Source organism: Pseudomonas sp. BIGb0164 (assembly GCF_024810135.1).
Taxonomy (GTDB): Bacteria; Pseudomonadota; Gammaproteobacteria; order Pseudomonadales; family Pseudomonadaceae; genus Aquipseudomonas.
In genome coordinates this window covers 146,140-167,039 of sequence record NZ_JANUEA010000002.1, presented here as the reverse complement: position 1 = coordinate 167,039, position 20,900 = coordinate 146,140, and the positions used below count along the sequence as shown (strand labels likewise).

Annotated in this window: 20 protein-coding genes; 9 read left to right on the top strand and 11 right to left on the bottom strand. The window is 62.4% G+C overall.

All coding sequences use genetic code 11. The annotated features are described in order from the left end of the window. Positions 1 to 86: 86 nt before the first annotated feature. The 6 genes from M2394_RS04710 to M2394_RS04685 form a co-directional block, all read right to left on the bottom strand. Positions 87 to 731: a glutathione S-transferase N-terminal domain-containing protein gene (locus M2394_RS04710; protein ID WP_259171791.1), complete on the bottom strand. Its 645-nt coding sequence runs from the start codon at positions 729 to 731 to the stop codon at positions 87 to 89. Positions 732 to 836: 105 nt separating this feature from the next. Beyond that, positions 837 to 1,622, bottom strand: coding sequence for an ABC transporter ATP-binding protein (locus M2394_RS04705; RefSeq protein ID WP_259171790.1), 786 nt, complete (start codon positions 1,620 to 1,622; stop codon positions 837 to 839). Continuing rightward, the gene (locus tag M2394_RS04700) at positions 1,619 to 2,677 is read right to left on the bottom strand and encodes an iron ABC transporter permease (protein ID WP_259171789.1); all 1,059 of its coding nucleotides are present in this window, start codon (positions 2,675 to 2,677) and stop codon (positions 1,619 to 1,621) included. Before M2394_RS04700 ends, M2394_RS04705 begins: the two co-directional genes overlap by 4 nt. 69 nt (positions 2,678 to 2,746) lie before the next feature. Then, positions 2,747 to 3,874: an ABC transporter substrate-binding protein gene (locus tag M2394_RS04695; RefSeq protein ID WP_259171788.1), complete on the bottom strand. Its 1,128-nt coding sequence runs from the start codon at positions 3,872 to 3,874 to the stop codon at positions 2,747 to 2,749. Positions 3,875 to 3,902: 28 nt separating this feature from the next. Further along, positions 3,903 to 4,583, bottom strand: a complete 681-nt coding sequence (locus M2394_RS04690; protein ID WP_259171787.1) for a Fe2+-dependent dioxygenase — start codon at positions 4,581 to 4,583, stop codon at positions 3,903 to 3,905. Positions 4,584 to 4,586: 3 nt separating this feature from the next. After that, positions 4,587 to 6,974 carry a TonB-dependent siderophore receptor gene (locus M2394_RS04685; protein WP_259171786.1) on the bottom strand — a complete coding sequence of 796 codons (2,388 nt, stop codon included), beginning with the start codon at positions 6,972 to 6,974 and terminating at the stop codon, positions 4,587 to 4,589. Positions 6,975 to 7,170: 196 nt separating this feature from the next. On the opposite strand from M2394_RS04685, the gene M2394_RS04680 reads away from it, so the two are divergent. Further along, complete coding sequence (locus M2394_RS04680; RefSeq protein ID WP_178918969.1) at positions 7,171 to 7,881, top strand: response regulator; 711 nt, start codon at positions 7,171 to 7,173, stop codon at positions 7,879 to 7,881. Next, complete coding sequence (locus tag M2394_RS04675) at positions 7,878 to 9,263, top strand: ATP-binding protein (protein ID WP_259171785.1); 1,386 nt, start codon at positions 7,878 to 7,880, stop codon at positions 9,261 to 9,263. Before M2394_RS04680 ends, M2394_RS04675 begins: the two co-directional genes overlap by 4 nt. Positions 9,264 to 9,384: 121 nt before the next feature. Here the strand turns inward: M2394_RS04675 and M2394_RS04670 are convergent, their stop codons facing one another. The 4 genes from M2394_RS04670 to M2394_RS04655 are packed head-to-tail and all read right to left on the bottom strand — an operon-like array spanning position 9,385 to position 11,060. After that, positions 9,385 to 9,585, bottom strand: a complete 201-nt coding sequence (locus M2394_RS04670) for an SEC-C metal-binding domain-containing protein (RefSeq protein ID WP_026136698.1) — start codon at positions 9,583 to 9,585, stop codon at positions 9,385 to 9,387. After that, a complete protein-coding gene (locus M2394_RS04665; RefSeq protein WP_259171784.1) occupies positions 9,582 to 10,064 on the bottom strand; it encodes an LEA type 2 family protein in 483 nt (160 codons plus the stop codon). The genes M2394_RS04670 and M2394_RS04665 overlap by 4 nt, the downstream gene beginning before the upstream one ends. Before the next feature lie 22 nt (positions 10,065 to 10,086). Next, positions 10,087 to 10,557, bottom strand: a complete 471-nt coding sequence (locus tag M2394_RS04660) for a YchJ family protein (RefSeq protein WP_259171783.1) — start codon at positions 10,555 to 10,557, stop codon at positions 10,087 to 10,089. A 5-nt stretch (positions 10,558 to 10,562) separates the two neighbouring features. Next, positions 10,563 to 11,060: a DUF6231 family protein gene (locus M2394_RS04655; protein WP_178918965.1), complete on the bottom strand. Its 498-nt coding sequence runs from the start codon at positions 11,058 to 11,060 to the stop codon at positions 10,563 to 10,565. Positions 11,061 to 11,250: 190 nt separating this feature from the next. Here M2394_RS04655 and M2394_RS04650 point away from each other — a divergent pair, with 190 nt between their 5' ends. The 3 genes from M2394_RS04650 (at position 11,251) to M2394_RS04640 (ending at position 13,153) form a co-directional block, all read left to right on the top strand. After that, complete coding sequence (locus M2394_RS04650) at positions 11,251 to 11,946, top strand: OmpA family protein (RefSeq protein WP_178918964.1); 696 nt, start codon at positions 11,251 to 11,253, stop codon at positions 11,944 to 11,946. Between the two features lie 162 nt (positions 11,947 to 12,108). Further along, on the top strand, positions 12,109 to 12,402 hold the full coding sequence (locus M2394_RS04645) for a DUF1145 domain-containing protein (RefSeq protein ID WP_178918963.1): 294 nt from the start codon (positions 12,109 to 12,111) through the stop codon (positions 12,400 to 12,402). Continuing rightward, the gene (locus M2394_RS04640; protein ID WP_178918961.1) at positions 12,395 to 13,153 is read left to right on the top strand and encodes a collagen-like protein; all 759 of its coding nucleotides are present in this window, start codon (positions 12,395 to 12,397) and stop codon (positions 13,151 to 13,153) included. The genes M2394_RS04645 and M2394_RS04640 overlap by 8 nt, the downstream gene beginning before the upstream one ends. A 90-nt stretch (positions 13,154 to 13,243) precedes the next feature. On the opposite strand, the gene M2394_RS04635 is transcribed toward M2394_RS04640, so the two are convergent. Further along, the gene (locus tag M2394_RS04635) at positions 13,244 to 13,708 is read right to left on the bottom strand and encodes a CopD family protein (RefSeq protein WP_178918959.1); all 465 of its coding nucleotides are present in this window, start codon (positions 13,706 to 13,708) and stop codon (positions 13,244 to 13,246) included. A 99-nt stretch (positions 13,709 to 13,807) separates the two neighbouring features. Between M2394_RS04635 and dinG the strand changes: the two genes are divergently transcribed. The 4 genes from dinG to M2394_RS04615 all read left to right on the top strand — a co-directional run bounded on the left by dinG (position 13,808) and on the right by M2394_RS04615 (position 20,877). Further along, the gene (gene dinG / locus M2394_RS04630) at positions 13,808 to 15,952 is read left to right on the top strand and encodes an ATP-dependent DNA helicase DinG (RefSeq protein WP_259171782.1); all 2,145 of its coding nucleotides are present in this window, start codon (positions 13,808 to 13,810) and stop codon (positions 15,950 to 15,952) included. A 98-nt stretch (positions 15,953 to 16,050) separates the two neighbouring features. After that, positions 16,051 to 18,348 carry a beta-galactosidase gene (locus tag M2394_RS04625; protein WP_259171781.1) on the top strand — a complete coding sequence of 766 codons (2,298 nt, stop codon included), beginning with the start codon at positions 16,051 to 16,053 and terminating at the stop codon, positions 18,346 to 18,348. An 82-nt stretch (positions 18,349 to 18,430) separates the two neighbouring features. Then, the gene (locus M2394_RS04620; RefSeq protein ID WP_259171780.1) at positions 18,431 to 19,576 is read left to right on the top strand and encodes a serine hydrolase domain-containing protein; all 1,146 of its coding nucleotides are present in this window, start codon (positions 18,431 to 18,433) and stop codon (positions 19,574 to 19,576) included. 143 nt (positions 19,577 to 19,719) lie between these two features. Beyond that, positions 19,720 to 20,877, top strand: a complete 1,158-nt coding sequence (locus tag M2394_RS04615; protein ID WP_178918953.1) for an OmpA family protein — start codon at positions 19,720 to 19,722, stop codon at positions 20,875 to 20,877. Positions 20,878 to 20,900 lie beyond the last annotated feature (23 nt).

The following is a 20,900-nucleotide window of genomic DNA, read 5'->3' as shown; positions in this document are numbered from 1 at the left end:
TTGGGGTAAACGTCAGATCTTGAGACTGGCACAGAACAATGTGGGAGCGGGCTTGCTCCCACAGTTTGACCGCGTACGGCGCAAGGTCAGGCTTTGGGTGGGTTCACTTTCTGCACCAGTTCATAAGCCCGAACCGTCGCTGGCCGCTCCTTGATGCTGTTGAACCAGCGGTGCAGATGCGGGAAGTCTTCCAAGCGTTGGCTCTGCCATTTGTGGGAAACGATCCACGGGTAGATCGCCATGTCGGCAATGCTGTAGTCCTCGCCCGCCACGAAGGCGCGGTCCGCCAGGCGGCGGTCGAGCACGCCGTACAAGCGGGCAGTTTCGTCTACATAGCGTTTGATCGCGTAAGGAATCTTCTCAGGCGCGAACTGGCTGAAATGGTGATTCTGCCCGGCCATCGGCCCCAACCCGCCCATTTGCCAGAACAGCCATTGCAGGGCTTCCTGGCGACCGCGCAGGTCTTTGGGAATGAACAGGCCGGTTTTTTCCGCGAGGTACAGCAGGATGGCGCCGGACTCGAACAGCGAAATCGGCGCGCCTCCGTCGATCGGCTGGTGATCGACGATGGCCGGGATGCGGTTGTTGGGAGCGATCTTCAGGAAATCGGGCTTGAACTGGTCGCCCTGGCCGATGTTGATCGGGTGCACCTTATAGGGCAGGCCGGCTTCTTCCAGGAACAGCGATACTTTGTGACCGTTGGGGGTAGTCCAGTAATACAGGTCGATCATGAAGCTCTCCAAAGGTGGTGATGCTTGAGCGAATGCCTGTAGGTATAGGTAATGTTCCACTGACGAAAATTCAATGAAACATTTGTGCATACCCTTAGAAGCGAATCACACAGCACCGTCCACCAACACCTGCAACGACTGCTGCGAACAGCGCTCGATGCGCACCTGCACGCGGTACACCTCGGCAAACATCAGCGGGTCGAGCACCGCATCCGCCGTGCCGCTGGCGTACAAGCGGCCTTGGCGCAGCACCGCAATACGGTCGGCAAAACGCGCGGCGAGGTTGATGTCATGCAACACCACCACGGCGATCAGGTTGTGCTCGCGCACCAGGGAACGCACGCACTCCATCACCTTCAATTGGTAATTGAGGTCCAGGGCGCTGGTGGGTTCGTCGAGCAACATCACCTGGGGGCGACGCGCGATCAGTTGGGCAAGGCTGACCAATTGGCGCTGGCCACCGGACAACGTGCTTAACAGTTGATCGGCCAAATGCGCGATGCCAATGCGCTGCAAGGCCTCGAAGGCTTCGCGCAGGCAGGCGGTATTGGACAGGGGAACGCCGTCGGCATTGGCCACGCGCAAGGCGGCGATCACGCTTTCCATCACGCTGAGGCTCAGGCCCGGCGGCAGGTTCTGCGGCATGTAGGTGACGCGCCGTGCGCGCTCGGCCACCGACATGGCTGACAGGTCCAGGTCGCCCAATCGCACGACGCCCTGCATCTTTTCCAGCCCGGCCACGGCGCGCAGCAAGGTGGATTTTCCGGCGCCGTTGGGCCCGATCAAGGCGGTCAGGCTGCCGTGGGGCAGGGTGGGCAGGTTCAGGTCGTGCACGATCTGCCGGCGTCCATAACTCACATTGGCGTTGTGTACCGATAACCCTGCACTCATAACTGCCTCCCACGCTTGAACACCAGCACCACGAAAATCGGCACGCCCACCAAGGCCGTGACAATGCCCACCGGCACGATCACCCCGGGCATGATCAGCTTGCTGGCGATGGACGACAGCGACAGCAGCAACGCGCCGGTCAAGGCACTGGCCGGCAGCAGGAAGCGTTGGTCCTCGCCCACCAGGATCCGCGCGATATGCGGACCCACCAGGCCGATAAAACCGATGGTGCCTACAAACGCCACGGCGGTCGCCGACAACAGGCTGATACGCAGCAGCGAGAAAAACCGCAGGCGCTTTACGTCCACGCCGAAGCTTTGTGCGCGGTCTTCGCCCATGCGCAACAGTGTGAGGCGCGGTGCGGCGGTGAAGGAAAATGGCATGACCACGGCAACCACCAACGCGAGGATGCCGAGCTTGTCCCAGTTGGCCCGGGTCACGCTGCCCAGGGTCCAGAACACCAGCTGTTGCAGCACATCTTCGGTGGCGACCAGTTGCAGCAAGGCCACCACCGCGTTGCAACTGAACACCAGGGCGATCCCGAACAGCACCAGGCTTTCCACCCCGGCACCGCGCAGGCGTGACATGGCTTGCAGCAAAAACACCGAGGCGGCGGCGAAGATAAACGCCGAGATGGAGATGGCGGTATTGGCCGAGACCCACAGCGTGGTCACCGGGAACACAATCACCAGGGACGCGCCCAACGCCGCCGCCGAGGACACGCCCAGGGTGAAGGGGCTGGCCAGTGGGTTATTCAAGATGGCCTGCATCTCGGCTCCGGCCAGCGACAACGCGCAACCGACCAACACCGCCATCAAGGCGTAGGGCAGGCGCACGTTCCAGATGATCACCTGGTCGGTGGCGCTCAGGTGGGAAGGGTGCAAAATGCCGTTGAGCAGCGCCAGCAGGCCCATGCCCGATGGGCCGCTGGCCAGGTCCACGAGGATGGCGCAGACCAGCGCGGTGCCCAGTAACGCCAGCAGCCAGGCACGCCGCGCCAGCAGGCGGCGGTAGCCCTGGGTGGCGCTGGCGAGGTCGAGGGTTTGAGTGGTCATGTGGCTCACACCGTTTCGAAAACGAAGAAGATCAAAATGTGGGAGCGGGCAAGCCCGCTCCCACAGTTTTTACCGTGTTTCTACGGCGGGCTTAGCGTCGATCCAATAGGCGCCCTGTAGCGGCATCCCCAGGAACTGCTGGTTGATCTGCTCCATGGTCGCCTGCGGGTCCAGCTTGGCGAACAACTCGGGGTGTACCCACTTGGCCAACGACTCGATGGCCAGCAGGTTGTACGGCGAGTTGTAGAAGTCATGCCACAGGCCGTGGGAATTACCTGTGCGGATCGCACGCAGGTTGGCGAATTCCGGACGTGCCAGCACCCGATCAAATGCCTCGCGTGCTTCGTCGGTACTCACGCCTGCGCCCAGGATCAGCCCCGGCTTGTGGTTACCCGTGGCGACGTAGACATCCGGGTCAGCCTTCAACGCGTACTCGACACTGATATCCCCCAGCGCACCCGGCACCACATCGGCGGCGATGTTGCGCCCGCCCACCAGCTTGATCACTTCACCCATGCCGCTCTTGCCGGTGGTGTGACCCGGCGCTTGCCAGGCACCGGCCAGCAGTTCGAGGAACACGCTCGGGCGCGGGCCCGCAGGCAGGGTGGCGACGGCGTCGGTGATGACCTTGATGTGCTGGTCATAGAAGTCGAGGAACGCCTTGGCCTGGGCTTCACGGCCCAGCGCGTCACCCAGCGCTGTCATGCTGGTGTGGGTGCCTTGCACCGGGTTGATGCGGAAGTCGACGAACAACACCGGGATGCCCGCCTTGGCCAGCACATCGGCGACCGGGCTGTGTTCAGTGGGGCCGTGGCCGGAAATGCTGAACACCGCCAGGTCGGGTTTGAGCGAAAGGATTTCCTCGGCGCTGACGCTTTGCTCCGACGCCTGGCCGATCAGCGGGATGTCTTTCACTGTCGGAAATTTCGCCACGTAGGCGTTGTAGGTGTGCTGGTCCAGCAGCTTCAGGTCGTTCTGCCAGCCGACGATGCGCTGGAACGGCGCGTCCTTGTCGAGCAAGGCGAAGGCGGAAATCAGCCGGCCTTCGCCAAGGACCACACGCTTGACGTTGTCGGCCACTTCGACCTTGCGGCCCAGCACGTCGGTGACTTCATGGGCGGCGGCGGTTTCGGCATGGCCCAGGACCAGCGCGGCGAACAGCACGCCGAGTTTGAGCGCGTTTCGGGGTTTCAACATGGCACGGACTCCAGGTGAAGGCGGCGCATCAGACATCGCTCCAGCGCCGCAACAGGTTGTGATAAGCGCCGCTCAGTTGCAGCAGCGCGTGGTGGTCGGCGTGTTGGGCGGTGAGGGTCTGGATCGCCACGTCCATGTCCAGCAGCAGTTGGCGCTGGCTGTCTTCGCGCACCAGGCTTTCGATCCAGAAGAAACTGGCCAGGCGCTCACCGCGGGTGACGGGGTTGATCTTGTGCAAGCTGCTGCCGGGGTAGATCAGCAGGTGGCCGGCGGGCAGCTTCACGGCGTGTTCGCCGAAGGTGTCGCGGATCACCAGTTCGCCGCCGTCGTAGCTGGCCGGGTCGGCCAGGAACAACGTGGCGGAGATGTCGGTGCGCACCCGTTCGCGCACGCCCTTGAGGCCGCGAATGGCATTGTCGATATGCCAGTCAAAGGCCTCGCCGCCGCTGTAACGGTTGAACAGCGGCGGGTAGATGCGTTTGGGCAGGGCGGCGGACATGAACAGCGCGTTGTCCGACAGCCGCGCCAGAATCTGCTCACCCACGCGGATGGCCGTCGGCGAATCTTCCGGCAACTGCCGGTTGTTTTTCGCCAGGGCCGAGCGCTGCCCGGCGGTCACCTTGCCGTCCACCCAGGGTTGATCGAGCAAGGCCGCCACGCTGGTCTCGACTTCACGGGGGCTGAGCAGCCCCGGGATTTCGATCAGCACCGGTCAGAACTCATAGTCGACGCTGGCGGTGAGGGTGCGCCCGGCACCGGGGATGCCGTACAGCTGGAAGCCGTCGAGGGACGCGCCGACCTGGCTGTAATAGAACTTATTGAACACGTTGTTGAGGTTGAGGTTGACCGTGGTGTCCTTGTTCACCTTGTATTGCGCCGCCACGTTGCTCAGCCAGTAGCCGGGTGCCTTTTCGTTGTCGCGCACATAGATGGCGTTGACCCCGGACGGGCCGTTGGCGTAGCTGCTGTTGTTGTTCAAACCGCCGACGTATTTGTTGTCGCTGTAGCGACGACGGCCCACGTATTGCTCGCCGTAGCTGAGGCTCAGGGCGTCGGTGACGGCGTAGGTGGTCCACAGGTTGGCGGTCAGGTCGGGCACGTTCTTGGCTTCGGCGCCTTTGTTGATGCCTTTGGTCTGGGTGCTCTTGAGCGCCGAGAACCCGGTGTAGGCGGTCCAGCGCGGCGTGATGTTGCCTTGCAGGCCCAGTTCCACGCCGTCTACGCGTTTGGCGGGCAGGGCGCGGACCGGGGCGGACTCGCCGTCCTGGTATTCCCAGGCGTTGTCCAGTTCGGTGCGGAAGATCGCCGCCGTCACGTTGAGCATGTCGTGGGCAATGTCCCACTTGGTGCCCATTTCATAGGTCTTGGACTTGGCCGGGCTGTAGTTGCTGGTGGTGGCCGAACCGTAGATCTGGTTGTTGGTGGACGCGCCGAGTGCCGACGGTTGCGCCGCCTCGCTGTAGGACACATAGATGCTGCCGTTGGGCAACGGCTTGTACACCGCGCCGACACGACCGCTGACGGCGCCATCGGTACTGCTGATATCTGCCTGGCCACGTTGGGTGGTCTGGGCGCGCCAGTTGTCGTAGCGCAGTGAGCCGAGCACTTGCCACTGGTCGTTGAGCGTAACCGTGTCGCCTGCATAAATGCCGGCGTTGTCGATCACCGAGCGTGGGTCGCCTTCGCCCTTGGTCACATAGGTGCTGGCGAAGCTGTGGCTGGGGTCGCTCATGTCGAAGAACATGTCGCCGGCCGGCACTTCGGCGTTGCGTTTCAGGCCGCCGTAGGTCTCGTGGTAGAACTCGAGGCCCGACACCACCGCGTGCTGCAGGCTGCCGGTGTTGAACTTGAAGCTGAAGTCGGTCTGGTTATCCAGGATGGTGTAGCGCTTGGACAAACCGAAATCGCTGCCGCGCAGGATGCCGTAGGCGGTGTTGCTGTTGTTCACGTAGTCGGTGTAGGCATTGACCGTGCTGCCCGGGACTTGGCTGATCGGGCCTACACCGGTGTAGCCCAAGGTCGCACAGCGCGTGCCGGAGCAGGTTTTCTGGCCGTTGGCATTGGCGGCGAAGAACCGCGCCGGGGAGAGCACCGCAAAGTTGTCGCTGCGTTCCCAGCGGGTCTGGTTGCGCAGGTTGGCGTCGTTCCAGTCGAAGTCATGTTCGAAACGCGCGGTCAGCGAGGTGGTTTCGTTCTGTTGGGTGTAGAGGCTGGAATCGCCGTACCAGTTCGAGCGCTTTACGCCCGGCATGCGGTCGCCATTGGTCCCACGCTGGATCGGCACGCCGCCGTCCGGGGTGTTGGTGTCTTTCTGATAGAAGGTGTCGACGAAGAACCGCGTGTCGGTGCCCAGGCCGAAGCCGAAGGACGTCGCGATGCCCCAGCGGTCATAGTCCACATCGTCGCGCTCGGCCACCCCGTTGTAGTGCTTCATCAGGTTGATGCGCACGGCGGTGGTGTCGTTGATCTGTTTGTTCAGGTCGGCCGTGAGCCGGCGGTAGCTGTCGGTGCCGATGCCGGCCGAGACTTTATTGGCATCGCCCAGGTGTGCTTCTTTGCTCACCAGGTTGACGCTGCCGCCTACGGCCGACACCCCGGACTCAATCGACCCGGTGCCCTTGAACACTTCAGCCTGTTGCAGGTTGAAGGTGTCGGTGCGCGTGGACATGCCGGCATCGCGCACGCCATCGACGGTCAGGCTTTGCTCGGACGAGAAGCCGCGAATCGAAAACAGGTCGCCCCATCCCAGGTTGCCTTCGCCCGACATGAAGGTAATGCCTGGCACGTTGCGCAGCACTTCCTGCAAGGTCTGCGCGTTCTGCTCCTTGAGCACCTGTTGCGGCACGATGGTCACGCTTTGCGGCGCATCCAGCAGCGGCTGGCTGATCTTGGCGGAGGTCACCCGGTCGACCTTGAAGGCGGAGGTGGGGGCAGCTTGGCCATCGACCTTGATTTCCGGCAGGCTCAGCACCGCGTCGTTGTTCGCGGCGGCGGGCGCATCGGCCCAGGCCGTCGGGGCAACGCTACCGGCAGCCAGCAAGCCGAACATCGGCGCCAGAGTGGTGTGCAGCGTGTGGCTGCGAGGTGTGGGCAGTGACATAGGCGAGTTCCGAGTCTAAATTACAATTACTCTCATTTAGGTTCGGTAGTCTAAAGAGCGATTCCGCCTGCCATACCCTGGGTTTGTATCGCTGATGCGTGATTATCGTTTCCCACAACATTCCATTACATTTGCGCGTACTGCTGGCTGAACTTTCGGCTATCTCCTGCGTTTTGAGTTTTCGGACCGACTGCCCATGGCCAAGCAAGACCACCTGTTGATCGTCGATGACGACCCGCAAATCCGCCAACTGCTCTGCGACTACCTGAGCGACGCCGGCTTCCAGGTGTCCACCGCCGCCGACGGCAAGGAAATGCGCCGCCGCCTGGCGCTCAATGTGATCGACCTGATCGTGCTCGACCTGATGCTGCCGGGCGAAGACGGCCTGAGCTTGTGCCGCGAATTGCGGGTGAGTTCCAACACGCCGGTGGTGATGCTCACGGCCAAGGGCTCGTTGATCGACCGCATCGTCGGCCTGGAAATCGGTGCCGACGACTACCTGCCCAAACCCTTCGACCCGCGTGAGTTGCTGGTACGCATCAAGGTGGTGCTGCGTCGGGTGCAGAGTTTTCCGGACCGGGCGCGGCTGGATGAAGCGCCGAGCATCCGTTTCGCCGGCTGGCAGCTCGACACACGGGCGCGGCAACTGCTCACCCCGGAAGGTGTGGTGGTCAGCCTGGGCAATTCGGACTACCGCGTGCTGCGCCTGTTGTTGCAGCACCCCAACCGCCCGTTGAGTCGCGACTTTCTGCTCAATCACGTGTTCGACAAGGACAGCACGCCGTTCGACCGCTCCATCGACGTGTGCGTCAGCCGCCTGCGTTCCCAACTGCCGGCCGGGCTAATCAAGACCGTGCGCAACGAGGGTTACATGCTCACCGCCGATGATGTGGTGCTGGGCTCGTGAGACTGCTGCCGCGCTCGCTGTTCGGGCGGCTGGTGCTGATCCTGGTCAGCGGCATGCTCGCGGCCCAGGCCCTGACCAGCAGCATCTGGTACGACCGCCGCCATGGCCAGGTGCTGGAAATTCCCGCGCGGCTGATCGCGACGCGCCTGGCCGACGTGGTGCGGCTGGTGCACAGCGACCCGCAGCAGGCCGACCAGTTGATCAAGCTGCTCAACACGCCGCACTTTCGCCTGACGGTGAGCGACCAGGCCAGCAGCACGCCCAGCACCCTGACTGACAGCGACCGGCCCACCGAGCGCCTGATCAAAAAGGTGTTGTCGGAGAAAACCGGCTACGCCCAGACCCTGATCCTGCTGCGCCTGTCTTTGGTGGATGGCGAAGGGCAAACTGCAGGGTTGTCGACCCTGCTGAGCTCCAAGCCGGTGGTGGGGCAGTTCCTGATTGACCTGCGCCTGCCCGACGGACGCTGGTTGCAGGTGGATGCCAGTGAAGAACAGGGCTGGACCAGCACTTCGCCGCTGGACCTGCTGTTCGACTATGTGATGCGTATCTACTTGCTGCGGGTGTTGGTGCTGGTGGTGATCGCCCTGGTGGCGGTGCGCCTGGCGATCCGCCCGCTCAATGCCCTGGCCAAGGCGGCTGAGGCGTTGGGGCGTGATATCCAGCGCCCGCCGCTGTCGGTGGACGGCCCCACTGAAGTCCGCCGTGCGGCGCAGGCCTTCAATGCGATGCAGCAACGCTTGATCGCCAACATCGCCGAACGCACGCGTTTTCTCGCGGCGATTTCCCACGATCTGCGTTCACCGATCACACGCCTGCGCCTGCGCACCGAGATGCTGGAAGACACCCGCACCAAGGAGCGGTTTCGCAGCGACCTGGAAGAAATGGAGCACATGGTCTCCAGCACCCTGGATTTTGTCAGCAGTGGCGAAATCAATGAGACGCGGCAGAACATCGACATCAACGCCTTGCTGCAAAGCCTGCAGGCCGATCTTGAGGATGTGGGGCAAAGCGTGACGATAGTGGGACGGGCCCGGCAACCCTTGCCGGGGTATGCCCGCAGCCTCAAGCGTTGTGTGCAGAACCTGCTGGAAAACGCGGTGCGTTATGGCTGTGAAGTGGTGGTGCAGGTCGAGGACCAGGCAGACAGCCTGAAGATCGTCATCAGTGACCGTGGCCCGGGGATTCCCCAGGAACAGCTGGAACAGGTGATGGAGCCGTTTTATCGGGTGGAAGGCTCACGCAACGCCGAGACGGGCGGGTATGGGTTGGGGCTGAGCATTGCCCACACCATTGCGCGGGCGCATGACGGGCAGTTGAGCTTGAGCAATCGGGAAGGTGGGGGCTTGGAAGTGGAATTGCAGTTCCAACGTAAACCCTGAACCTGCAACACCATTCATGTGGGAGCTGGCTTGCCCGCGATGCAGACACCTCGGTACATCAGGCACACCCGGTTGATGCCATCGCAGGCAAGCCAGCTCCCACACAGCCTGGGTCAGGGCATCACGCCCCGTGGCACTTCTTGAATTTCTTCGCGCTGCCGCAAGGGCAAGGGTCGTTGCGGCCAACGTCCTTCAAGGCGTTGCGCACCGGCTCCTGGTGAGCGTGGCCGCAGTTCGGGCCGTGGACATGGCCGTGGTCGTGATCATGGTGATCGTGATCGTGGTTGCAGTCAGGACCATGGACATGGGGTTGCTGAGTCATCGATGTCGCTCCGGAATAAAATCGCCGGGGATTATCTCGCCATTGTGGGACACCTGCACGTCATTACCGATGAATAATCCGGTTTTCAGTTCACCGTCCAGGCGATAGGGCACGAGCTGGGTGGGATTTTTCAGCATCTGCACCACATCGCGTATCTGCGGCCACAGGTTAGTGCGCACCGTCACCCGGAAGAACGCATGGCTGCGCGGCGGCACGGTGAGCCATTCGTTGGACTCGCCTTCGGTCAGCACAAAATCGTCCAGGGTGACCTTGTAGATCAGGCCGCGCACCGTCAGGTCGGCGTCGTCGCGGTTGTCCACGCGAAAGTACAGCTTGAACTTCTGCTCCAGCAACTTGGCCCGCACCACTTCGACTTTGACCAGGGCCACGTGAGGTGCCGGCGTATCGTCTTCGAACCACGAGGCGCAGCCGGTCAAGCCCAGTGTCAACGCCAGCATCAAGCTGTAGATCCGAAGCATGGCGTTTTTCCTGTCAGAGGGCTTAGAGGTAGTTGGAGCAACACTTCTTGAATTTCTGACCACTGCCGCACAGGCACGCATCGTTGCGTCCTGCCTTGACCTCGACGGTGGGGTCGATGAAGTACCAGCGCCCATCATTCTGTACGAAAGAGGACTGCTCGCGGTGGCTATGTTCACCGGTGCTGTCGTGCCAGCGGGCGGTAAAGGTCACGAACGCATGTTCCGGCTGGCCGCCGAACACCTCGGAGCTTTCCACCTCAAGGCCCAGCCAGGTGCTTTGGGCACTCCAGGCGCCGATGGCGTTGCGGTCCAGGCCGGCCTGTTGCGCGGGCAAGGTAGTTGCCACCAGGTAGTCCACAAGGCCGAGCACATAGGCGCTGTAGCGCGAACGCATCAGCGCGGTGGCGCAGGGTGCGGGGTGGCCGGCGTGATAGTGGCCGCAGCAGGCATCCAGCAGGTTGCCACTGCCGCAGGGGCAAATGGATGTACTCATCGGGGTTACCACCAATACTTTCCGAAGTTTTCCGGGTTGGCCCAGAAACGGGCGTTGAGCCAGTCCGGCACCTGTTTATAGTCAAGCAGATCATAGGTAAACAGCGTCAGAACCTGCTCATCGCGCTGGAAACGCTCGCCGGCCTGCAGGGCAAGGGAGAAGAAGTCGGTTTCCTTCCAGCCGCAGGCGTTGAGGTCGACGAGCGCAGCAATACGGCTGGCATTGAGGTTGCGCACGCCACCGAGCAGGGTCAGGCCTTGCGGTTTTGACAGGTGCTCCAGGCAGTCGACCACCAGCGCCAAGTCAAAACGTTGCGCCGCCAGCGCTGCGGGCAAGGGCCCGGGCGGCGCGATGGCGACGACGGTGTCGGGGTGCTCGGCCTGGAAGGCGTCCAGCGCCGGGAACTGGCTGGCACCCAACAGCAACAGGCGTTTGGGCTGGTGCAGATCGAGCAAGGCAGCCAAGGCTTGCTGGGGTGTACGGGAAGAAATACCGGCGGTCATCACAGATCCTCACATCAGGACCGTAGAGACTAGCGCGGCTGAGCGTGCGGGCCTAGAGCGGGTGGCTGCGAAAAGTCCTACGAGTGCAGCGATCCTCAATGAATACAGGGGCGCGGCGTAGTGGCGCAGATGAAAAGAGCCGTCTTTACTCCACCCATCGGCCCCCGCCGATCCCCTCAGGAGAAAACAGATGAGCATCATGCGGACAGCTCTACCCTTGGTTCTGCTAACCGGAGTATTGACAGGTTGCGCAGGCTTGCAGAAAACCGACTGGCCCACCTGCGCCGCCGTGGGCGGTGTGACGGGCGCGGCGATCGGCGCTACTGAAAGTTCAGCCTATGCAGGCGCGGGCGCGCTGCTGATCGGTGGCATGGCTGGCGCCTATTGCTGGGTGCACGGCGATGGCGATGAAGACGGCGATGGTGTGCCGGACAGCCGCGACAAGTGCCCGGGTACGCCAAAAGGCGTGCAGGTCGATGCCAATGGTTGCCCTCCTGTGGCGCCGCCAGCGGTGGTCGAGGAAGTGGTGGTGGTTAAAGAAGAAACCATCGTGATCCGCGATGTGCACTTCCAGTTCGATTCGGCCAAGTTGACGGCCGCGGACAAAACCAAGCTCGACACCATTGCCACTCGCCTGAAAAAAGAAGCCCCCAGCGCGCAACTGCGGGTCAGCGGGCACACCGACAGCGTCGGCAAGGACGCCTACAACCAGAAACTCTCGGAAAAACGCGCCCACTCGGTCACGGACTACTTGATCGGTGCCGGCGTGCCTCGCAGCAACTTTGTCTCGGTCACCGGTGCCGGCGAAAGCCATCCGGTGGCCGACAATAAAACCGCTGAAGGGCGCGCACTGAACCGCCGCGTGGAAATCCAGATCAACCGCTGATAGCCCTTGCCCCTGTGCCAGTCACAGGGGCATTGCTGGCGATCCTCGCCGAAACAGCCGGCATACCTGCCCTTTATCAAGTTTTTTCATCCTTCACTGGCAAATCGCCTGTAGAAGTCGGTACTGTGCGCCCAAAGAATAATAGGCAAGGGGGCATGCGGGATGAAGGTGTTTTGGGGGCTGGGGAAGTTTCTGACGTTACTGTTCTGGGTCGTGGTGGTGGTCAATCTGTTCCGGCCGCTCGCCAGCCCGTTCCACCTGTTGGTCAACCTGGCCGGCAGTCTGTTGTTCCTCACCCATTTGCTGGAGTTGCTGTTGTTCAACAGCAGCGTCAAACACCGCGCCCATCCCTGGCGTGACCGCGTGCAGATTCTGCTGGTCGGTATGTTCCACGTGCAGGGCCTGTCGGTGCCTGCGGCGGTTAATGAAACGAACAAGGAGGCCAATCATGCGTAAGGTTTTTCTGTTGGCCCTGCTGGTCAGCCCCATCGCCCTGGCGCAGACCGTCAGTGTTGAAAGTAATTCGTTGATGCGCTTGCCCAGCAGTACCAGCGTGCTGCAATTGGAACGCCTGGACGTCGCCGATTACGGCACCTTGCTGATTCCGGCGACGATCAGCCAGGTCACGGTGGATGAGCTGCACCTGGGGCGTGAAGCACGTATCGCCATCGCCCCGGGCAATACCGGCTTGCAGTTGCAGGTGCGCCACGCGCAGTTGGACCATGGCAGCCAGATCACTTCGCGTGGCGCCCCCGGCACCCACGAACGCCCGGCCAAGGCGGGACGCGACCTGACCCTGCGCATCAATGCGCTGACGGCTGAAGAGCTGTCGGTGGATGCCCGGGGCGGTGCGGGTGCCCAGGGTTATGCGGGCCTGGATGGCGCCAATGGCGTGGACCCGGGTTGCACCTGGGGTTCGGCTGGCCGCGGCGCCAATGGCGATAACGGCGGCGATGGTTTGCCCGGTGCGGCAGGCGCGCAGGTGCGGGTTGAGTTGCCGCAGGATTTCCCGGCTGAACGCATCAAGGTCTGGGTCGATGGCGGTGCGGGTGGTTTGGCGGGCACGGCAGGTAAACCTGGCCGTGGCGGCCAGTCCAAGGGTTGCTTGGTGTACCGTGCCGATGGCGGTGAAAAGGGCCGCCCTGGTTTGGAAGGGCAACCGGGGCCGGCAGGGCCTGCGGGGGCTGTGACTATTCAGCGCCTGTAAAGACATCATCGCCGGCAAGCCGGCTCCTACAGTTGATCGTATAAAACCTGTAGGAGCCGGCTTGCCGGCGATAACGGTCTAAGGACTGCCTCAGAACATCGGCCGAGCCGAAGCAATCGCCACCACCACCAACCCCACGATCAAGTTAATCCCCACCAGTTTGCGAATCTGCCCCAGCACCGCAGCCCCAGCCGGCCAATCTTCAGCCGCCACCGCCGCGCGCAACTCCGGGAATTTCAGTGCCTGGATACGGATAAACAGTGCCGTCATCACCAGATACAAGCCCATCATCACCTGTACATAGCGTGGCGCTGTCTCAAACCCGCTGAAGCGCAATTGCAGCAGGCCAATGCCGCTGATCGGCAAAATGGCCACGGCGATCCACACCCATACGAAAAAACGTTGAAACACATTTGCCCACAGCCTGAGCCGGGCAGGGCCCTCAAGTGCCGCCACAGCGGCGGGGCGCAGGATCATCCAGGCGAAAAACATGCCGCCGACCCAGACGAGGGCGGCCAATACATGCAGGGTGTAGGCGAGGCTAAACACGGTCATTGCGGTACTCCGTTCTGCGCGGGATTCATTAGCGGGGTATGATAGCCGCCGATCCGAACCACTGAAAATTTATCCAGCGTTTTTAGCGCCCGACTATTCATGATCAGCACTGAACTCAAAACCACGATCCAGGGCGCCTATTCGCGTTTTCTCGAAGCCAAGAGCTTGAAACCGCGCTACGGCCAACGCCTGATGATCGCCGAAGTGGCCAAGGTCCTCGGGGATATCGACACCGACGACGAAGGTCGCCGCGAGGGTGAGCCCGCGGTCGTGGCCGTCGAGGCCGGTACCGGTACCGGCAAGACCGTGGCCTATAGCCTGGCTGCGATCCCCACTGCCAAGGCGGCCGGCAAGCGCTTGGTGATCGCCACCGCCACCGTCGCCCTGCAAGAGCAGATCGTCTACAAAGACCTGCCTGACCTCATGCGTAACAGCGGCCTGAACTTCACCTTTGCCCTGGCCAAGGGCCGTGGTCGCTACATGTGCCTGTCCAAGCTCGATGTGCTGCTGCAGGAGGGCCACGCGCAAACCGCCACCGCCCAGTTGTTCGAAGAAGAAGGCTTCAAGATCGAGGTGGATGAGGCCAGCCAGAAGCTGTTTACCAGCATGATCGAGAAACTGGCCGGCAATAAATGGGACGGCGACCGCGACAGCTGGCCCACCGCCCTTGAAGATTCCGACTGGGCGCGCCTGACCACCGACCACAGCCAGTGCACCAACCGCCATTGCCCCAACTTCGGCCAGTGCGCCTTCTATAAGGCCCGCGAAGGCATGGGCAAGGTCGACGTGATCGTCACCAACCACGACATGGTCCTGGCCGACCTGGCCCTGGGCGGCGGTGCCGTATTGCCGGACCCACGCGACACCCTCTATGTGTTCGACGAAGGGCACCACCTGCCCGACAAGGCCATCGGCCACTTCGCCCACTACACCCGCCTGCGCTCCACCGCCGACTGGCTGGAGACCACCGCGAAGAACCTCACCAAGTTGCTGGCCCAGCACCCGCTGCCCGGCGACCTGGGCAAGCTGATCGAGCAGGTGCCTGAGCTGGCGCGGGAGATCAAGACCCAGCAGCAATTCATGTTCAGCGCCTGTGAACAAGTCGCCGACTTCAAGCCCGGCGAAGATGTGGAGGGCCGTGAGCGGCCGCGTCACCGCTTCGTCGGCGGGCTGATCCCCGAGCACATGCGTGAAATGGGCATCGAGTTGAAGAAGGGCTTTTCGCGCCTGACCGACGTGTTTACCCGGTTGACCGACCTGCTCAAGGAAGGCATGGATGGCGAGGTCAACATCGGCATCGCCAGCAACCAGGCCGAGGAGTGGTACCCGCTGTTTGGCAGCCTGTTGTCTCGCTCACAGGGCAACTGGGAGCTGTGGACCGCCTTCACCGTCGAAGACCCGGAAGACAACCCGCCGATGGCGCGTTGGCTGACCCTCTCGGAAAGCGGCGCGCTGTTTGACATCGAGGTCAATGCCAGCCCGATCCTGGCCGCCGAAATGCTGCGCCGCAACCTGTGGAACGTGGCCTACGGCTGCCTGGTGACCTCGGCCACCCTGACTGCCCTGGGCACCTTCGACCGCTTCCGCATGCGCGCCGGCCTGCCGAAAAAAGCCGTAACCGCCGTGGTGCCGAGCCCGTTTCACCACGCCGACGCGGGTGTGCTGCGGGTGCCGGACCTCAAGGCCGACCCTCGGGATGCGGCGGCCCACACGGCTGCGATCATCCGTGACCTGCCAGACCTGGTGGAGGGTTCCAAAGGTACCCTGGTGCTGTTTTCCTCGCGCAAACAGATGCAGGACGTGTTCGACGGCCTCGACCGCGACTGGCGCAAGCAGGTGTTCATCCAGGGCAACCTGTCCAAGCAGGAAACCCTGAACAAGCACAAGGCACGGGTCGATGGCGGCGATTCCAGCGTGCTGTTCGGCCTGGCCAGTTTCGCCGAAGGCGTCGACTTGCCTGGCGCCTACTGCGAGCACGTGGTGATCGCCAAGATCCCGTTCTCGGTGCCGGATGATCCGGTCGAGGCCGCACTGGCCGAGTGGATCGAAGCGCGGGGCGGCAACCCGTTCATGGAGATCTCGGTGCCGGATGCGTCCCTGAAGCTGGTGCAGGCCTGCGGCCGCTTGCTGCGTACCGAACAGGACCGGGGCACCATCACCTTGCTCGACCGCCGATTGGTCACCCAGCGCTATGGCAAGGCTATCCTGAATGCCTTGCCGCCTTTCAGGCGCGAAATTTCTTAAGCCACCGTGGGCGAATTCGCCCACTTCGTGGTCTATCTCACTGCTATCGATTTATGTCATCAGGCCATTCACCGGCCGATTGGGAGAACCTTGTTCGTATGATTCGCACGCTGCCCGCCCTGTTTGCCCTGCTGTTCACTGCGCCGTTGATGGCCGCGCCCGCGGGGCAACAAACGCTGTTCAACTTCGTCCGGCCTGCCGATGTGGTCAAGGTGGCGACCCAGGACGCCAGCCTGCCGCAATACAACGCCGAACAGACCCCCGAAGGCGAAGTGTTGCGCCGCATCACCTTCAACCCGGCTGCCGAGCCGAGCCTGGTCCTCAGCCCGCAAAGCGGCGCGTGGGACTGGTCCCAATCCAGTGCGATGAGCCTGCGCATTCAAAGTGCCATGGACTGGGCGCTGACCCTCTACGTCAAGGTGCAGAGCGCAGATGGCAAGACCCTGGTCAGCCGCATCGACCTGCCGGCCGGCCCGGCCCAGACGCTGTTGGTTCCGCTGCAAGCCAACTCGCCGTTGAGCCAGGGCATGAAGGCCGGCCCGCCAATGCCTATCACCGTGGATGGTCAGCGCGTATTGCTGGCCAGCAGCGCGGGGGAAATCGACCGCAGCCAGGTGGTGTCGGTGACGCTCTCGATGATCAAGCCCAACGCCGCCCAGAGCATCTTGCTGGAGCGCTTTGGCGTGCAGGACAGCGAGCCGGTGATCAAGGCGGCCTACAGTGAACTGGTAGACGCCTATGGCCAGTCCACCCGGGCGCGCTGGCCGGAAAAGGTCAGCAGCGACGATCAGCTCAAGGCCGCCGCCGCCAAAGAGCAACAACAGCTCAAGGGGTGGCTGGCGGAACGGGATAAAGCCTCACTGGATCAATACGGTGGCTGGAACAAAGGTCCGGCGTTCGAGGCCAGTGGGTTTTTCCGCACTGAGAAACGCGACGGCCGCTGGTACCTGGTGACCCCGCTGGGCCATCCGTTCTACTCGTTGGGCGTCAACACCGTCGCCCCGGACAACAATCAGACCTACGTCGCCGGGCGCGAGTGGATGTTTGCGGCATTGCCCAAGGCCGGTGAGCCCTTCGACAAGTATTACGGCAGCGCTGACAACCGCACCGGCAACGGCGCGGGAGAGGGGCGCAGTTTTGGCGCCGGGCGTTGGTATGACTTCTACGGCGCCAACCTGGAACGCACCTACGGCACCGAAGGTTTTGACCAGAAGCGCTGGGTCAGCCACACCCTCGACCGCCTGCAGGCCTGGGGTTTCAACACCGTGGGCAACTGGAGCGACGAGAACCTGGCTGCTGCTGATCGCGTGCCCTACACCTTGCCGCTGTCGATCGTGGGCGATTACGCCAGCATCAGCACCGGCACCGATTGGTGGGGCGGCATGCCCGATCCGTTCGACCCACGCTTCGCCATGGCCACCGAGCGCGCTGTGGCCATTGCGGCCCGGGATCACCGCGATGATCCATGGTTGATCGGTTATTTCGCCGACAACGAGCTGGCCTGGGCCGGTCCGGGTGACGCTCCAAAATCGCGCTACGCCTTGGCCTACGGCACGTTGCGCATGACCACCGACGTGCCGGCCAAGCGCGCGTTCCTCAAGCAATTGCGCGACAAGTACCGTAACGAAGAGGGCTTGTCGAAAGCCTGGGGCATTCACCTGGCTGGCTGGGAACTGATGGAAGACCCGGGCTTCGAGCCACCGATGCCGAACCCCGAGCACCCGGAAATCGAGGCCGACTTCAAATATTTCCAGAAAACCTTCGCCGATGCCTATTTCAAGACCATCTCCGATTCGCTCAAGTGGCACGCGCCCAATCAGCTGCTGCTGGGCGGGCGTTATGCGGTGAGCACGCCGGAGGCCGTGGCGTCCTGCGCGCAGTACTGCGATGTGCTGAGTTTCAACATGTACACCCTCAAACCCCAGGACGGTTATGACTTCGCCGCCCTGCGTGCGCTGGACAAGCCGGTGCTGATCACCGAATTCAACTTTGGCTCGGCGGACCGTGGACCGTTCTGGGGCGGCGTGACGCAATTGGCCAGGGAAGAGGACCGTGGTGCGGCCTACGCTAATTTCCTCAAGCAGGCCATGGCGGAGCCATCGATTGTCGGCGTGCATTGGTTCCAGTACCTGGACCAGCCGGTCACGGGGCGTCTGCTGGACGGTGAGAATGGTCATTTCGGTCTGGTGGGTATCACTGACGTACCGTTCCAGGGCTTTGTCGACAGCGTGCGCAAAAGCAACCTGGCAGCCGTCGACCAGTTGGGCAAAGAGGCTGAAAAGGCCAAGGCTGCCAACGCTGCGCGTGAGGCCGAGGGCAAGCAGGCCGGGCACGACGGCAAAGGCCCGGGGCAGGGCGCCGGGCATGCCGGCGGGCACTCTGGAAATGGCCATTGATTGAGCGTTGACGGGTTCACAAAACCCACAAGGGCTGGAACAATGGCGGCCAATTTTTACGGTGTTTTCCGAGGGGGCTTAGGTGCAGATTCAGGGTCATTACGAGCTCCAGTTCGAAGCGGTGCGCGAAGGCTTCGCCGCGTTGTTCGATGACCCACAGGAACGTGGTGCCGGGCTGTGCATCCAGGTGGGTGGCGAAACCGTCGTCGACCTGTGGGCCGGCACGGCGGACAAGGACGGTGCCGAGGCCTGGCACAGCGATACCATCGTCAATCTGTTCTCCTGCACCAAGACCTTCACCGCCGTCACGGCCTTGCAATTGGTGGCCGAAGGCAAGCTGCAACTGGACGCGCCCGTGGCCAACTACTGGCCGGAGTTTGCGGCGGCGGGCAAAGAAACTATCACCCTGCGTCAGTTGCTCTGCCACCAGGCCGGGTTGCCCGCAATCCGCGAAATGCTGCCCACCGAAGCCCTGTACGACTGGCAACTGATGGTCGACACCCTGGCGGCCGAGGCACCGTGGTGGACGCCCGGCGAAGGCCATGGCTACGAGGCCATCACTTACGGCTGGCTGGTGGGCGAACTGCTGCGCCGTGCCGACGGGCGCGGCCCGGGCGAGTCCATCGTGGCGCGAGTGGCACGGCCCTTGGGGCTGGACTTCCACGTGGGGCTGGCGGATGAAGAGTTTCATCGTGTTGCGCATATAGCGCGCAGCAAAGGCAATATGGGTGATGAAGCGGCCCAACGGTTACTTCAAGTAATGATGCGCGAGCCCACGGCCATGACAACGCGGGCTTTTGCCAACCCACCGTCTATTCTGACGAGCACTAATAAACCCGAATGGCGGCGCATGCAGCAGCCAGCGGCAAATGGTCACGGTAATGCGCGCAGCCTGGCCGGTTTTTATAGCGGTTTGTTGGACGGTAGTTTGCTGGAAAGCGACATGCTCGAACAATTGACCCGCGAACACAGTATCGGGCCGGATAAAACCTTATTGACCCAAACCCGTTTCGGTCTGGGCTGCATGTTGGATCAACCGCAATTGCCCAATGCCACCTTCGGCCTTGGCCCACGTGCGTTTGGCCACCCCGGGGCGGGCGGTTCGGTCGGTTTTGCCGACCCTGAACATGATGTAGCGTTCGGTTTCGTGACTAATACACTGGGGCCTTATGTACTTATGGACCCGCGTGCGCAGAAGTTGGTCGGAATATTGGCCGGTTGTCTGTAAACCCCTTGCTGTTTCACGTTTTTTTGTTACAAAGGCAACTATAAGAAGACGCTGAGCGAAATGATGTAACTTTAATGTTCAGTAAGCGTCTGTTTAACGGGTCATCCAGACCCCCTGGTTTTTTCTCATTTTGTGGATATCTCATGTTATCGAACAAGTCCTTGGCACTGGCGCTGTGCCTCACTATTACCGGCTGCGCACAAACTCCACAAAATGATGCCGAAGGTGGGCATTGGTGGTCATTTGGATCCGACAAGGCTGCTACCAAGGACGCAGTGACCCAAACCGACGCCAAGCCGGCTGCCGGCGCCAAGCCTGCCGCGCCTGTCGCTGCAACTGCCCCGGCTCCCGCGGCAGCCGCACCGGCTCCCGTCGCCAAGGCGGATACCGGCTCCAGCTGGTGGCCGTTCTCCTCCAAGAGCGCCGATGACAAGGCGGCCGACGCCAAGGCTGATCTGAAAGCCGACCTCAAGGCCGCAACGCCAGCGCCTTCGCCAGCTGCGGCACCGGCTGTCGCCAAGACCGACACCGAGACCCACTGGTGGTGGCCGTTCGAAAGCAAGCCAAAGCCACTGGCCAAGGTCGACGTGACCAACGTACCGATGCCTGATCCGAAAATCACCCAAGCCTGGCTGGACGACTACGAGCCGCGCCTGCGTACCGCGATCAAGGACAGCAACCTGCAACTCGAGCGCCGTGACAACGTATTGGTCGTGATCGCTCCGGTAGACGGTTCCTACAACCCTAAACGCCCAGGCATGTTGCTGCCGGTCACACTGGGCCCGTTCACCCGTGTTGCCAAGGCTGTTGAAGGCGATCCGAAGACCGCTGTATTGGTACTGGGCCATGTCGACACCAACGGTGCCGAGGCGCAAAGCCAGGCGCTGACCAAGGAACGTGCGCAGTCGATCGCTTCGATCTTCAGCCTCAGCGGTTTGAAGCAGGACCGCCTGATGCTGCGCGGCATGGGCGACCTGATGCCACGTGCCGCCAACGACAGCACCCAGGGTCGTGCGCTGAACCGTCGCATGGAAATTCTGTTCACACAGCGTACAACGATGTTGGCGTTGCTGAGCAAGTACAACTCGGCCAACCCGCCGAAGGCCGAAATGGTTGCCGTACAGGACGCGCCTGCACCGGTGGCACCGGCTGCGAAAAAAGCCGTACCGGCCAAGAAGGCTCCGGCCAAGAAAGCCGCCGCCAAGCCAGCCGCCAAAAAAGCCCCGGCCAAGCCTGCCGCGAAGAAACCGGCTCCAGCCAAGGCCGCTGCACCGGCTGCGAACGACCAGGCGAAAAACTGATCTGTTGAAGCACAAGGATAAAG

Excerpts from the sequence above, each read along its gene's own strand:
- dinG (WP_259171782.1), top strand. The coding sequence starts at position 13,808 with ATGATCAGCACTGAACTCAAAACCACGATCCAGGGCGCCTATTCGCGT.
- M2394_RS04650 (WP_178918964.1), top strand. The coding sequence starts at position 11,251 with ATGAGCATCATGCGGACAGCTCTACCCTTGGTTCTGCTAACCGGAGTA.
- M2394_RS04700 (WP_259171789.1), bottom strand. The coding sequence starts at position 2,677 with ATGACCACTCAAACCCTCGACCTCGCCAGCGCCACCCAGGGCTACCGC.
- M2394_RS04655 (WP_178918965.1), bottom strand. The coding sequence starts at position 11,060 with ATGACCGCCGGTATTTCTTCCCGTACACCCCAGCAAGCCTTGGCTGCC.
- M2394_RS04645 (WP_178918963.1), top strand. The coding sequence starts at position 12,109 with ATGAAGGTGTTTTGGGGGCTGGGGAAGTTTCTGACGTTACTGTTCTGG.
- M2394_RS04625 (WP_259171781.1), top strand. The coding sequence starts at position 16,051 with ATGATTCGCACGCTGCCCGCCCTGTTTGCCCTGCTGTTCACTGCGCCG.
- M2394_RS04640 (WP_178918961.1), top strand. The coding sequence starts at position 12,395 with ATGCGTAAGGTTTTTCTGTTGGCCCTGCTGGTCAGCCCCATCGCCCTG.
- M2394_RS04670 (WP_026136698.1), bottom strand. The coding sequence starts at position 9,585 with ATGACTCAGCAACCCCATGTCCATGGTCCTGACTGCAACCACGATCAC.
- M2394_RS04615 (WP_178918953.1), top strand. The coding sequence starts at position 19,720 with ATGTTATCGAACAAGTCCTTGGCACTGGCGCTGTGCCTCACTATTACC.
- M2394_RS04705 (WP_259171790.1), bottom strand. The coding sequence starts at position 1,622 with ATGAGTGCAGGGTTATCGGTACACAACGCCAATGTGAGTTATGGACGC.
- M2394_RS04665 (WP_259171784.1), bottom strand. The coding sequence starts at position 10,064 with ATGCTTCGGATCTACAGCTTGATGCTGGCGTTGACACTGGGCTTGACC.
- M2394_RS04695 (WP_259171788.1), bottom strand. The coding sequence starts at position 3,874 with ATGTTGAAACCCCGAAACGCGCTCAAACTCGGCGTGCTGTTCGCCGCG.
- M2394_RS04635 (WP_178918959.1), bottom strand. The coding sequence starts at position 13,708 with ATGACCGTGTTTAGCCTCGCCTACACCCTGCATGTATTGGCCGCCCTC.
- M2394_RS04660 (WP_259171783.1), bottom strand. The coding sequence starts at position 10,557 with ATGAGTACATCCATTTGCCCCTGCGGCAGTGGCAACCTGCTGGATGCC.
- M2394_RS04685 (WP_259171786.1), bottom strand. The coding sequence starts at position 6,974 with ATGTCACTGCCCACACCTCGCAGCCACACGCTGCACACCACTCTGGCG.
- M2394_RS04680 (WP_178918969.1), top strand. The coding sequence starts at position 7,171 with ATGGCCAAGCAAGACCACCTGTTGATCGTCGATGACGACCCGCAAATC.
- M2394_RS04710 (WP_259171791.1), bottom strand. The coding sequence starts at position 731 with ATGATCGACCTGTATTACTGGACTACCCCCAACGGTCACAAAGTATCG.